11 protein-coding genes are annotated in these 12,848 nt (G+C 57.5%); 7 read left to right on the top strand and 4 right to left on the bottom strand.

Translation table 11 applies throughout. From position 1 onward, the window contains the following. Positions 1-166 precede the first annotated feature (166 nt). Together R3D51_14445 and R3D51_14440 are read left to right on the top strand one after the other, a co-directional pair. A complete protein-coding gene (locus R3D51_14445) occupies positions 167-592 on the top strand; it encodes a DUF5330 domain-containing protein (GenBank protein MEZ5900680.1) in 426 nt (141 codons plus the stop codon). A 147-nt stretch (positions 593-739) separates the two neighbouring features. Continuing rightward, a complete protein-coding gene (locus R3D51_14440) occupies positions 740-1,165 on the top strand; it encodes a SufE family protein (GenBank protein MEZ5900679.1) in 426 nt (141 codons plus the stop codon). Between the two features lie 34 nt (positions 1,166-1,199). On the opposite strand, the gene R3D51_14435 is transcribed toward R3D51_14440, so the two are convergent. Continuing rightward, on the bottom strand, positions 1,200-1,778 hold the full coding sequence (locus R3D51_14435) for a DUF6456 domain-containing protein (GenBank protein MEZ5900678.1): 579 nt from the start codon (positions 1,776-1,778) through the stop codon (positions 1,200-1,202). Positions 1,779-1,782: 4 nt separating this feature from the next. Then, positions 1,783-2,223, bottom strand: coding sequence for a helix-turn-helix domain-containing protein (locus R3D51_14430; protein MEZ5900677.1), 441 nt, complete (start codon positions 2,221-2,223; stop codon positions 1,783-1,785). Between the two features lie 269 nt (positions 2,224-2,492). Here R3D51_14430 and R3D51_14425 point away from each other — a divergent pair, with 269 nt between their 5' ends. Beyond that, on the top strand, positions 2,493-2,744 hold the full coding sequence (locus R3D51_14425) for a hypothetical protein (GenBank protein MEZ5900676.1): 252 nt from the start codon (positions 2,493-2,495) through the stop codon (positions 2,742-2,744). 72 nt (positions 2,745-2,816) lie between these two features. On the opposite strand, the gene R3D51_14420 is transcribed toward R3D51_14425, so the two are convergent. Further along, entirely contained in the window at positions 2,817-3,230 is a 414-nt protein-coding gene (locus R3D51_14420; protein MEZ5900675.1) for a MucR family transcriptional regulator, read from the bottom strand. A 345-nt stretch (positions 3,231-3,575) separates the two neighbouring features. On the opposite strand from R3D51_14420, the gene R3D51_14415 reads away from it, so the two are divergent. From R3D51_14415 to R3D51_14400, 4 genes are all read left to right on the top strand, one after another. Continuing rightward, complete coding sequence (locus R3D51_14415) at positions 3,576-5,687, top strand: S9 family peptidase (GenBank protein ID MEZ5900674.1); 2,112 nt, start codon at positions 3,576-3,578, stop codon at positions 5,685-5,687. 386 nt (positions 5,688-6,073) lie between these two features. Beyond that, the gene (locus R3D51_14410) at positions 6,074-7,402 is read left to right on the top strand and encodes a TadE/TadG family type IV pilus assembly protein (GenBank protein ID MEZ5900673.1); all 1,329 of its coding nucleotides are present in this window, start codon (positions 6,074-6,076) and stop codon (positions 7,400-7,402) included. Positions 7,403-7,689: 287 nt separating this feature from the next. Beyond that, positions 7,690-9,396 (top strand): pilus assembly protein, encoded by a 1,707-nt coding sequence (locus R3D51_14405; GenBank protein MEZ5900672.1) that lies wholly within the window; start codon positions 7,690-7,692, stop codon positions 9,394-9,396. A 217-nt stretch (positions 9,397-9,613) separates the two neighbouring features. Next, positions 9,614-11,188, top strand: coding sequence for a VWA domain-containing protein (locus R3D51_14400; GenBank protein MEZ5900671.1), 1,575 nt, complete (start codon positions 9,614-9,616; stop codon positions 11,186-11,188). 90 nt (positions 11,189-11,278) lie between these two features. Here the strand turns inward: R3D51_14400 and R3D51_14395 are convergent, their stop codons facing one another. After that, positions 11,279-12,598, bottom strand: a complete 1,320-nt coding sequence (locus tag R3D51_14395; GenBank protein MEZ5900670.1) for a hypothetical protein — start codon at positions 12,596-12,598, stop codon at positions 11,279-11,281. Between the last annotated feature and the right edge of the window lie 250 nt (positions 12,599-12,848).

Here is a 12,848-nt window from a genome sequence, read left to right as displayed (position 1 = left end):
TTACGCAAATTTGAGGACAAACTGCTTCAATTACACATCGAATTGCATCCCTCGTTCATGCGCTTTCTTGAGGTATGTTTGCTAACCTTACTTTGAAGGTCAGTATTATTCGTCTCGCGTTCGGCCATATCCGCCCCGGGATTTGGACCGCTGGGAGTTTTCAGCGATGGGACTTTTGAGATTAGGCATCATCGTCGCGGTGGGCGTGGCGCTATTGCCTTCCGACAGCGAGCAGCAGGAGATGCTGTATAACCGTGCGGCCTTGGCGGCGCACTGGACTGTCACGTTCTGCGACCGCAACGCAGAGACGTGCGAGCAGGCTGGCACGCTATGGGGAAGCTTCAAGAAGAAGGCGCAGTTCGCCGCCGAGCTCGCATACGACACCATCAGCGAACAGATCGCGGCAGCCGCTTCCGCTGGCGACAACGCATCACGCAAGAATGCTTCTGGCTCCTACGCCAGCCAGTTCCAGGGCTCAGGGATTGAAACGGGAACGCTCAAGCCAGGAGATCTCGAACCCAACTGGCGTGGAGGTGCGCAATCGCCGCACCCGAAGGCAACCGGACGGCTGGTCGTGCGAGGCGGCACCTGAGGCTGGCATTGGACGCTGCCGGCTTCACCCTGAGGTCCCCTCACCGACCAGCCTACTCTTGCACCGCACCGTCGTTGGCGCCTAAGTGTCTTATGTGAGGGCAATCCGCAACCGCGGGGAGCTGCTAACAAGAGGCGCACGCAATCCATGGCTATTGCCGACATCCTCTCTGACTTCGAACTGCTGGAAGATTGGGAGGATCGCTATCGCTACGTGATCGAACTCGGCCGCGAACTCCCCCCTTTGCCTGATGAACTGCGCACCGACGCCAACAAGGTGCGCGGTTGCGCGAGCCAGGTTTGGCTCGCAACCAAACGCATTCCGGTGGGTGGCAGCGGTAGCGACAAATTAGAGATGCAGGGCGCCAGCGACGCCATGATCGTGCAGGGGCTCATCGCCATCCTGTTTTCGATCTACGAGGGAAAAACCGCTTCTGAGATTCTCGCCACCGATACCCAGGCCATCTTCGCAAAGCTGGGACTGAAGGAGCACCTGACGCAACAGCGTTCCAATGGCCTTGCCTCCATGATCCAGCGCATCCGCGCAGATGCCGGCGAAATCGCGGCAGCCTAAGCCTCTCCTGCACGCTCCCGAGATAACAGACTTCTCACCCCTCCGCTCCTTCGACGGTCGGACGATAATCGGGTGCGCCCCAGTGATTGACGCGCGCAGGCCCTGAAGACTGGACAACGGCGTGCCCGCTCAATCCGTAGTGACGCGCCAAGGATTGCAGCGCGATCTGCAGCACGATCTTGCCGGAGCGTTGCGGCCAACCGGATGCCTTCTCCAGGCTTTCAAGCCCCTTCAGATAGCAGCACACATCGATCAACACGCCCGCAAGTTCCGGGCCGACAGCAAGCAACGCACGATTAACGCGCTCGCGGGCGGCAATCACGTTGTCTGCCAGATCAACGCCCATGCCAGGCGCTGACCGGCGCGAACCCGAACCGCACGAGACTGCCGACCAGCTTGCGGTCACCTTTTGCGCAAGCAACGCGAAGTGATAATCACGCCGCAGCCGTTCTCCCGCCTCGAACTCCTCACGAGAGATCAGAGCGCGACCATTCTTGTCCTTGCGACCAGCAAGCCACGCCAGCGGACTTTCCTGCGTGTTGATGCGCGGAGCGCGAGCGTGTGAGACCTTGGCGTTCCGCCCAGGCGAACGCACAGCGCGTCTTTCATTCATGGAATTAACCCTCGGACCGTTGGCTCGTCATCGGCGTGCTTGTGCGAGACGCCATGATTGGAACCGCCCATTCCAGAAGATCGAGTGCGCGGTCGAAGATGGGATCATCACGTTCGTCTTCGATTACCGCACATGCATGCGCCACCGTCGTGCGATCACGCCCGAACATGCGCCCGACGTCCGTCAGCGAAATGCGGCAAGCGACGTGAGCGAGATACATGGCAACCTGTCGGGCATGGGCGGCGCGAGCAACGCCACGACTGAAGGCGGCGAGCTGCGCCTGCTCGACGTCAAACACCCGCGTGACCGCAAACTCGATCACCTTCCGTGAAGACTGAAACTGTGCATCATTAAACACGCCCGCCGCTGGTTCTGGCGTGCGCCTAACAGCTGCGCAGTTTGCACCCTCAGAAAAATTGGAAACCTCAATCGTCTTGTTGAACATGAGAACGCCCCGCAACTCGTAATTCCAATTTGCCAATGCTAGCGCGAAGCTCACGCGCACAGGATTGAAAGCTATTTCAAGCGTGAATGGCGGGGATAAGTATTACGCAATTTTTTCTATTCGACGTGCGGTGTCGATACCGTGGCGGGGAAGTTATCCTCGCCTGCTCAAGCCCGGCGATTCTGGCGGGCATGCACAACCATTCATCCGTATCCGCTCATTCTGCCTCGGATATCAGTCTCCTGCCCGAAACAGCGCGGAGGGCCGAGTTGCAGCGACTGCTACCGCTTTGGCCGCGCGAGCTGGAGGATCTTTCGTTAAAGGGCCGGCGCAACGTCATGCACTTTCTTTCACGCGCACTACGCGAGGAGCGGCGGCGCGCGCGTGCTGGACATTGGACCTACGACCTTGCACGGCACGCCGCGCTGGCACGCCACTACAAGTGGGAACGCCAAGCCTTCGAGCAACTTCAAAAGAAGAGCGCATCACCAACTGGCGATTTGGAAGAGATTAGCAATTAGATCGTTCAAGCGCAGCGCAACGGCAATGAGCGGTCACTTCCACGCTTCAGGTTCCGCAAAAGCATCGATGCGCTACTTGCGAGTTCCCAGACCCATTTTCTTAGCGAGGTCCGAACGCGCGCGGGCATAGTTCGGCGCAACCATCGGATAGTCGTGCGGCAGGCCCCACTTCTCCCGGTATTCCTCCGGTGACATGTTGTAGTGCGTACGCAGGTGCCGCTTAAGGGATTTGAACTTTTTGCCGTCTTCCAGACAGATGATGTAGTCGGGCATGACCGACTTCTTGACGCCAATCTTGGGCTTTCCATCCTCGCGCTCCAATGGCGCCTGACGTCCAGCGGCACGGCTCAGCGCCGCGTGGGTATCCGCGATCAAGTTCGGCAGCTCTGATGATGAAATGGCGTTCTTGCTAACGTAGGCGGCCACGATGTTGGCTGTGATAGCAACCAAATCGGTGCTTCCCGCCCCGTCCTGCTCGTCTTGCATTTTCATACCTGAATGAAGGTCGCCGCCGCTTTCGGCCGGAAATCTTAACAGTGTTCAGGCCCATTCCTAGCGCCTGACTTGAACTATCCTAAAGTTGTTTAGCTAGACAGCAAACTGTTCTTTGCGTCAGCCAGCCGTCTGAGCCAATAAATCTCTGGATTGCTGCAGATAGATTGTCAACGGGAAGACTTCCCGATGACCAAATTTGATGAATTCTTGATCTGTGCTTTCAGATTAGCATCAGAATGCGCAAGTTGCTCCAGCGACACTCATTACATTGACCCGAGGGCCGCAACGATGGACTTTTGCCCCTCGACCTCCCTCTCCACCAATTGAAAGTCTCAGATGACCGACACCTCCGTTGCCGCCCTCTCCGTCCACTCGACACCACTCGCGCCGCGCCGCGCCGTGCGCTCGACACACCATGGCGTTGAGCTTGTGGACGACTACGCATGGCTGCGCGCGCCCAACTGGCAAGAGGTGATGCGCAATCCTACGCTACTTGATCCCGAGATCCGCGCGTACCTCGAAGCTGAAAATGCCTACATGCGTGACAAGCTCGCAGACACGAGCGCGCTTCAGGAGAAACTGTTTGCGGAAATGAAGGCACGCCTCAAGGAGGACGACCGACAGGTTCCAACGCCCGATGGGCCCTGGGAGTACTTCCCTCGTTATGTCAAAGGCGGACAGTACGCTCAGATCTGCCGCATCCCCCGCGGCGGTGACGTCGACACCGCAACCGTTCTGCTGGATGGCAACGCCGAAGCCGCCGGCAAGACCTATTGGGATCTCGGCGGCGCGAGCCACTCTCCGGACCATAAGCTGCTGGCGTACGCCTGTGACGATAAGGGATCTGAGCTCTACACCATTCGCGTCAAAGACCTCGCTAGTGGACAGACCCTGGCCGACGCAATTCCCGACACCCGCGGAGCGCTGGTCTGGGGTGACGACAGCAGGACGATCTATTACGTCCGCGTCGATGCCAACCATCGCCCTTTGTACGTCTACCGGCACATCCTCGGTACACCCGCCAGCGACGACGTGCTCATTTACGAGGAAAAGGATATCGGCTTTTACGTCGGCGTATCAGCAACGCAGTCTCAACGCTTCATTACGATCGACGTGCACGACCATGAAACGAGCGAGGTCTACATTCTCGACGCTACCGATCCCAAGGCAAAACCACGGTTGGTCGCGCCGCGCTCGAAGGGCCACCAATACGTCGTCGAGCACAATGGCGACCGCCTGATCATCACGACCAACTCGCAAGGTGCTGAGGATTTTCGCGTTGTCGAGACACCCGTTACCTCTCCCGGCATGGACTCTTGGCGCGAAATCGTCCCCCACAAGCCTGGACGCCTCATCATCGACGTCAACGTCTATGCCCGGCATATGTCGCGCCTAGAGCGGGAGGATGGTCTTCCCCGCATCGTCATTACCCGCTTCGAAGACGGAGCTGAGCACGCCATCGAATTCGACGAAGAGGCCTACGCGCTCGGAATGTCGGATGGCTACGAGTACGCCACGACGAATTTACGTTTTGTTTACTCCTCGATGACGACCCCTGCTGAAACCTACGACTACGACATGGAAACGCGCGCGCGCACCTTGCGCAAACGCCAGGAGGTCCCCAGCGGTCACAATCCGCAGGATTACGTCACGCGCCGCTTGTTCGCGACGGCGCCCGACGGCGAGAGCGTACCGATCACGCTTCTATACAAGAAGGATACTCCGCTCGACGGCAGCGCACCTGTCTTGCTCTATGGCTATGGCGCCTACGGTATCTCTATGCCCGCCGCCTTCTCGACCGGCCGACTGTCGCTTGTCGATCGCGGCTTTATCTACGCCATCGCCCACATCCGGGGCGGCAAGGATAAGGGCTACCGCTGGTACACAGCCGGCAAGATGAAGCACAAGGTCAACACGTTCACCGACTTCATCGCGGCAGGAGAATATCTGGTCGCGCAGGGTTTCACGCGCCGCGGCCGGATCGTTGCGCAAGGCGGTTCGGCAGGCGGCATGTTGATGGGCGCGGTTGCCAACATGGCGCCAGACCTGTTTCTCGGCATCATAGCCGAGGTGCCTTTCGTCGACGTCCTGAATACGATGCTCGACAAAGACCTCCCTCTGACGCCGCCTGAATGGCCCGAATGGGGAAATCCCATTACCAGCGCAGAAGAATTCGCCGCCATCCGGGCATATTCGCCTTATGAGAATGTAGCGCACCATCCGTATCCGCACATTCTTGCCGTCGCCGGGTTAACGGATCCGCGCGTCACATATTGGGAGCCGGCCAAGTGGGTGGCAAAGCTGCGGGTTAACTCCTCGTCGGACAATTTGATCCTTTTAAAGACCAATATGGGAGCAGGCCACGGCGGCGCTTCGGGACGATACGAAGCCCTGAAGGATACCGCCCTGACGTATGCCTTCGCTCTAAGTATTACCGGCCTCGCCTGAGCGGCGCTTCAATTGCTAAAGAACAGCTAGCGTGTGTCCCATGTCCGCATGGGGCCGCTATCATTTTTTCAACAAATCGCTTCCGCAAGCACACCCAAATGGAAATCCTTGCGTCAATTGGGTTGAATGTCGTTACTGGAATGCAAATGGCTCTATTTAATTCCATGAGGAATATATCCCGGAGGAAACGGGAATATTAATACGGGAATTTTTCCTCACCCTTTCCGCAATCCGTAAATCGCAAATTTACCAAGACAATTCGCTGTCATCCTCAAAGCCGAATTAGATAAAATTTGCAGATCGCGCGTAAGAGCTTTGCGTGTTTCCGCTGTCATAAAAGTCCCAAGCTCGACGGAGTGGACCGTTAAAGAGTTTGGGAGCTAAATATGATCAATTGTCTGGACAAGCGCCGCGCGCCCAGGAAATCAATCAGGAAGAATGAAGAAGGCTCGACGGGCGTGATGTTTGCCCTGCTGGCCGTTCCAATGTTCGCGATGGTGGGCATGGCCATCGAATTTTCTCGTACGCTCAATGCGCGCGACGCTATGCAGAATGCCATCGACGCCGCAGTCCTCGCGGCGCGCAACGTTGCACCAGAGGATCAGGCCGCCGTGGCTCAGACCTACTTCAAAGCCAATTTGAAGAAGATCATCGGCGATGCTCAGGCCAACTTCACCCGCACGGACGACGGCAACATTGCAGGGTCCGCCATCGTCGACATCAAGACACCGACCGCCGCCCTCGCCGGCGCGCAGAAAGTCACCGTTGAGGTAACGGCGCTCGCCAAGCCCGATGGTTCGACCGCTTCAGATACAGATACTGAAAGCAGCGCACCTTGCTTTGAGGTTCTCGACCAGTCGGGCTCGAAGACGTTTTGGATGGACAGCAACTCCGGCATCGACGCTCATAACTGCCAGGTGCGCGTGCGCTCCAACCACAACTCGGCGGCGATGTATGAAGTCTCGTCTTCGAACGTGAAATTCAAGCGTATCCTGGTCAAAGGCTACGCGACCGTAAATTCCACCTACAGCGCTGGCGGTCTGTACATCGCAGACGAACCCCACACAGTCACTGAGAACGCGCAGGTTGTCGGCAACCCTTTCCAAAAGGCTATTAGCGAAGTCAGCCGTGAGGTTCAGACCGGAAGCTGCACCAACGCGAACACCAACAAGACATGGAGCGGTGCTGTACAGCCGGGAACATATTGCGGCGCGACCGAATTCAAGAACGCAACCTTCTCGCCAGGCATTTATGTGATTGCCAGCGGCAATGGCAACAACAAGAATGGCAACCTGAAACTTTCCGGCAAACTCGACGGAAGCGCGGGCATTACGTTTTATCTTGCCGACAACAAATCAAATTTCGGATCTTATACCGCGTACGAAAACAGCGTGCTGAAGGCGCCGTCGTCAGGCGTTACCAAAGGACTTTTGTTCTTTGAGAGCTCCAACCGCGGCAACAACTACAGCCTGACCATCTCGTCGGTGAACAAGCAGAGCTGGACCGGTGTGGTGTATCTGCCCAGCATCGATATCACCCTCGAGTCTTTGTCCCAGTGGCCGGTCTTCAATGTCGCGCTGACCGCCAACCAAGTGAAGCTCAAGTCTCTGTCTGGCGTTGTCTCGCCGTTCGTATGGACCCCCTACGGCTATTCGGATCCGATCCTGATCACCGAAGCCAAGATGAGCAGCACCGAAGGCTGGCTTATGAAATAAGAGATAAGACCAGCTCACTCCCACTTGGACGAGGCACGTCATTCACGACCAGTTGGCGTGCCTCGTTTCTTCTTTCTGAATTTTTTCAGCACATTTTTTTGCAGTTTTCATTTCAAATCGTGCGGCAATCTTCATCGCGGCTTTGCCTTGTGCACATTCAAACGCGCCGAAACCGCCATATCTTAAAATTCGATCTTTATACGTAACGTCCCTCTAGGAGGAGATGCGTCACAACCTCGTGCATGCTGAGCGGAGTGGACCGCTAGCGGTATCACGAGGAGTGGGCAATGAGACCCCGCAATTTGAGCGGCATCGCGCGAATAATGAAGAACGAGGACGGCTCGGTCGGGGTCCTGTTCGGCTTGCTGATCGTACCGATCATCGGCTTGATGGCGCTGGCCGTCGACTATTCGCGCGTCATTAAGGTTCAGGAGCGCATGCAGGCGTCGCTCGACGGTGCCATCCTTGCCGCCATGAAGGATCCGTCCCTGACGACTTCCGAGCGCCAAGACATCGCCGCGGCCTTCTTCAAGGCGAACTTCAAGGAAGCGTCGCTCAAGAGCGAAGTGAAGCCGGTCTTCACCATCGGTGAAGATGGCTTGATGACGGCTAAGGCCAAGGCCGACGTTCGCACGCCGTTTGGACAGTTTGTCGCCATCCCCTACATGGAAGCAAATGGCAAGTCGACGGTGCAGGCCGAACAGGGCACCGGACAGAAGGTCGAGGTCAGCATGATGATCGATCTCACCGGTTCAATGGGCTCCACCCGCAATGGTCAGACCAAGATCAGCGGTCTGAAGACGGCGGCACAGGACCTGCTCGATATCCTCTATCCTACCGGCGACAATGACAACGTCCGCGTGGCCGTTGCTCCAATGGCTGACTACGTGAACGCTGGCGACCTAGCGTCCGAAGTGACGGGTCTTCCTGATACGGGTGCTTATTCGGCTGGCGATAACCTGTCTCAAACCAGGCAAGGCCCATTCTCCGGTTCCTACTCAGGCTACTACGGCAGCAACCAACCGGCGGGCAGCCAGTTCGGCGCAACGTCAGGCTCGGGCTCAACCTACAGCAACCAGTACTGCACCGCTGGCAACGAGTACGAGACTTACGGGCGCTATGACTACGTCGTCGGCGAACTCGCGAGCTACTACACGCCCGGCGCAATCTACGCCTACAACTGGTACAGCAAGGTGTGGCGCTACCATGGCCGCAGCAATAACGGCTACTGGCAGTACTACTACCACAGTGAGAACCGCTGGATCCTGCCGTACCGCAACAGCGAGTGCTCTGACGTCGCCGACCAATCCGGCAAGCTCGTGACTTGTGTGACCGAGCGTACCGACTCTTCGACGCGTTACACTGACGACGCCCCGGGCATGGGACAGTATGTCGGTCCTTATAACCAGAGCTCTTCTGGTCGGACCAACAAGCTCAACTACTCGTCCGATGGCAAGTGCTACGTGGCCGGCCGTGAGCTTCCCGCAGTGATCCCGCTGACCTCCTCGAAGTCGACGCTCGAAGACTTCTTCGACAACGCGACTGTCGGCGGCGCCACCCCGGGGCACCTGGGTCATGCCTGGGCCTGGTACATGCTCTCGCCCAAATGGTCGGGCGTAGTGCCGGCATCCTCCAAGCCTGCCGACTACACCGACACTGGAACGCGCAAGGTCGCGATCATCATGACGGACGGCGAGTACAACACCCAGTATTCCAACGTCGACTCTCGCACTCAGGCTCTGGCCCTTTGCGAGAACATGAAGGCGGCCGGTGTCACTGTGTACACCATCGGCTTCGGCTTCTCGACGTCGGCAACGCCAGGTGACGGCTCGGCGGAAGGCAACACCAAGCAGATGCTTTCGCAGTGCTCAAGCGGGGAAAACCACTACTACTTCCCCTATGACAGCAATGCTCTGCGCCAAGTCTTCGCAACCATCGGCGATGGCATCGTGGGCAACTCTTCTACGGTGTCGCACCTGAAGCTGAAGGACTGAGCTTCCAGAATACAAAGAAAGATCGGGCGGGCCCTGGTGGCTCGCCCGAATTCTTTTGCACCCAATAACCCATAGCCCCTTTCAAGGTATTGTTACCATCCAAAGCAGATACCCTCTCACACGGCCGCTTCTTTCGAGTTTTAACGACCTCGTTAGCGTGCCGAAAATTGGCAGCTTGATATTTAGCGAGGGTAAGATTGTTTCAGGACCGAAAGAAATGCCCGCGCAGCCAACAAAAACCCTTCGGCTATTTCGAAACGACGGAAACGGCTCCGTATCGCTGCTGTTTGCAGCGATTGCCATCGTCCTATTCTCCTTCATCGGTGTCGCAGTGGACTATGGCCGCTGGAGCAATGCAAACAGCCGCACCGTAGACGCACTCGATAGCGCGCTGCTGGCTGCCGCCAAAAGCCTGCAAACTTCACAAAACGAGCAAGACGCCATTGCTGTCGGTGAAAAGTTGTTTGCCGAAACAGCCACGACGAGGCTCGGCATTCTAGATCCCAAAATCAAAATCGCGATCGTCGACAACGGCACCGCAATGGAAGGCAGCGCATGGGGCAAAATCAAAACCCCGTTCCTGGGATTGATCAACTATCGGGCCCTCGAAGTTGACGCCAACGCCAAGGTCGGCTTCTCGATTGGCGGAGGATCTTCATCGGGCGGCAGCGACCTTGAAATCTCCATCATGCTCGATGTCACCGGCTCCATGTGCAACAACGGCAGCGGGCCATGCACGACTGGCACCAAGCTTGATGCGCTCAAGTCGGCGGCTTCCGATCTCGTCAAAATCCTTCTCAAATCGGGATCAAACAGCCCATCGGCTGCGCGGATCTCGCTGGTTCCGTTCTCGACCCGCATGGTCGTCGGCGAGCCGCTCAGTTCCGACGCCGATACTTTGATGAAGAAACTCACAAATCTCGATCCGAAGTGGACGGGGTGGCGCAAGGATGCCAACTGCACTTGGACCGCGGGCGCAACAAGCGAAACCAACGGCACATCCTCGTGTTCCGGCTATTCAGTCAATCACTACGTCAACTGGGATCTGGTTCCGTGCATCACCGACCGGACCGGGCCCGACGAGTTTACCGATGCCGCACCCGGCTCCAACAGTTGGCTGAATGCACACGATGGCGGCCGCAGGCCGCTAAGCTGGGACAGCTCCGATACGCCCGTTGCCAGCGGATCGGGTACCGGCAAGACCAAAAATGATCCTACCGACCAATGGAACTATAACAACTGGGGCGCAACGTGCTGGGATGTGGACCAGCATAACACAGTGATCCCGCTGACCAGCGATAAGGATGCACTGCTGCAGCATATCCAGAGCCTGGTTGGCTATGGCGCGACATCGGGAGCGCTCGGTACGGCATGGGCCTGGTACACGCTCTCACCCAACTGGTCTTCGATCTTCTCAGGCACGAGTGCACCTGGATCCTATTCCGATACGGTATCGTCGGGCTCAAACCCGCCGAAGCTTCGCAAGATCGCGGTCTTGATGACGGATGGCGCTTACAATGCCTATCGCGGCTGGAAAGACCAGAACCCTAACTTTGTGTCGAACAATGCAAAGCAAATCTGTTCGAACATGAAGGCAGCCGGCGTCGAGGTCTACACGGTCGGCTTTGACCTCGACTCTTTGTCTTCCAGCGACAAGGCGCGGGCGATCAATACGCTCCAAACATGCGGCAGCGACCTTTCGCACTTCTATGAGGCTTTGAACGCGGACCAGCTCAAGCAGTCCTTCCGCGACATAGCCATGCAGCTCGCTCAGCTTTTCGTTGCGAAGTAGGCAAGCAAAAAGGCCCGCATCATAGTTGCGGGCCTTACGCATTTCTCAAATAAAAAGGGCCCCATCCGGGGCCCTTTACGTTAGCAGCTCTTAGGCTGCATCGACTTGGTAGGTAGGCGTTTTCATAGCCTCCTCGTATCCAGTGTCGGATTTCAAAGAAATACCGATGTACCGAACTCTACCTGCAATCCGCTCCTTCTTTACGCCGAGATCTGCGAACTCGCGTCCGAAGCTCGGCAAGGCCAGAGGTTCTTTGCTCTTGGTTTCGCACCACGAGCAGTAGTCCTCATACAGTTGAGTAGCGGTAACACTCGATCCGTCCTGGACCTCGATGCTCTCCTTGTAGAAACGTTGAACGTCAGTTTCTGGCGCAACCAACCTGGACGGCGCCGACTTGCTTTCCACTTTGATCTCGGCATTGGCCTCGATCACTTTCGCTTCCGTCGTCCGCGCTTCTATAGCTGGACGTTCGGCCGTCTTTTCGATGCTCCTATTATCATTTGCACCGGAACGCGGCTTGTCTACAGCGACGGCATTGAGAGCCGGCGCGGCCACTGCTGCCGCAACAGTGTCATCCTCAATCTCGCGACGCAGACGCGGCGCGGACGGGGCATAGGCGTCTTGAATACGCCACTGGCTGAATGCGACGTACATGCCGAAGCCAGAGCCAATCTCGAGCAGCATCGCGATGAAAATCGTCATCGCCATCTGTACTCGTTCAATGCTCACGCCTGGAATGAACGCACCAGCAAGATCGGCAAGCACCCTGGCTTGCGGATCAGCTTCCGACAGAGCCGTCGAACCCGACATGCCTGCGAGCTTGCCCTTCATCTGGGCGATGCGCTCGTTGGCAGATTGGGCCTCGGATGCCGAAGCAAGCTCTGCATTGAGCGCGTGGTACTCTTCACAGAGGCCGCGCGTGGTCTTGCCCGAAATTTTCGTGCAACCTTCCGACCACTTCCAGGCCTTCTGCGTTTTGAGCCCATCGATCGCGCTCTGCACCGTCTCATACGGACGATGCTGCGGAATCCAGCCGGCTTGCTCTTCGGCGCGCTTCAGCTCGTCGCGCAGATCCTGATAGACCTGAGCTGCCTGCGCACGCTGGCCGGTCGTATCGAACCGGTTCAACGCGGCGTGCCCGAGCGCACTTGTCATCGAGTAAGCGGTTACGACCACCCACACGATTGCCGAAGCCCCAGCTTGGGACCACATTCGATTTCGTATCGCGGCGAAGAAGAAAAACGGAATTAGCGCTTTCAAACAGTCCGCTGCGGCGGATGCCGCGCCGTAGATCTGGCCATCCAGCTCGGTTCGCCCGAGACTGAACCCAAATCGCCAGTTCATCGCTGCCGAGACGGCAAGTAGCACGCCCGCAGCGAGAACCCCCAGAACACCTAGGAGGTGCCTCATAGTCCCTCTCCATCTGAGAGGCCGCATCGAACGCTCCTACTGGGCGACCGGCCATTTCCCTCTTGTGGTCCACCCCGAGGGGAGGATCGGACCAGGGCTCTCAACAACACGCAGATACGAGCGCAACCATACGGTGTACTTGATCGATCCGTCCGTGAGCTCCGATGCCATCCCCATGGCAGCGGCAGACGCCCGACATAGCACCCTGTCAGCTACGCTTGAGAGCTTGCCTTACACACGATTTCCCCAG

It is taken from the genome of Hyphomicrobiaceae bacterium (assembly GCA_041397645.1).
In the GTDB taxonomy this organism is placed as follows: domain Bacteria; phylum Pseudomonadota; class Alphaproteobacteria; order Rhizobiales; family Hyphomicrobiaceae; genus Hyphomicrobium_B.
The sequence above is the reverse complement of the archived record's forward strand: the minus strand, read 5'-3'. Positions and strand labels throughout refer to the sequence as shown.

Coding starts and splice junctions, on each gene's coding strand:
- R3D51_14400 (MEZ5900671.1), top strand. CDS start 9,614: ATGCCCGCGCAGCCAACAAAAACCCTTCGGCTATTTCGAAACGACGGA.
- R3D51_14445 (MEZ5900680.1), top strand. CDS start 167: ATGGGACTTTTGAGATTAGGCATCATCGTCGCGGTGGGCGTGGCGCTA.
- R3D51_14420 (MEZ5900675.1), bottom strand. CDS start 3,230: ATGCAAGACGAGCAGGACGGGGCGGGAAGCACCGATTTGGTTGCTATC.
- R3D51_14410 (MEZ5900673.1), top strand. CDS start 6,074: ATGATCAATTGTCTGGACAAGCGCCGCGCGCCCAGGAAATCAATCAGG.
- R3D51_14430 (MEZ5900677.1), bottom strand. CDS start 2,223: ATGTTCAACAAGACGATTGAGGTTTCCAATTTTTCTGAGGGTGCAAAC.
- R3D51_14415 (MEZ5900674.1), top strand. CDS start 3,576: ATGACCGACACCTCCGTTGCCGCCCTCTCCGTCCACTCGACACCACTC.
- R3D51_14405 (MEZ5900672.1), top strand. CDS start 7,690: ATGAGACCCCGCAATTTGAGCGGCATCGCGCGAATAATGAAGAACGAG.
- R3D51_14435 (MEZ5900678.1), bottom strand. CDS start 1,778: ATGAATGAAAGACGCGCTGTGCGTTCGCCTGGGCGGAACGCCAAGGTC.
- R3D51_14440 (MEZ5900679.1), top strand. CDS start 740: ATGGCTATTGCCGACATCCTCTCTGACTTCGAACTGCTGGAAGATTGG.
- R3D51_14395 (MEZ5900670.1), bottom strand. CDS start 12,598: ATGAGGCACCTCCTAGGTGTTCTGGGGGTTCTCGCTGCGGGCGTGCTA.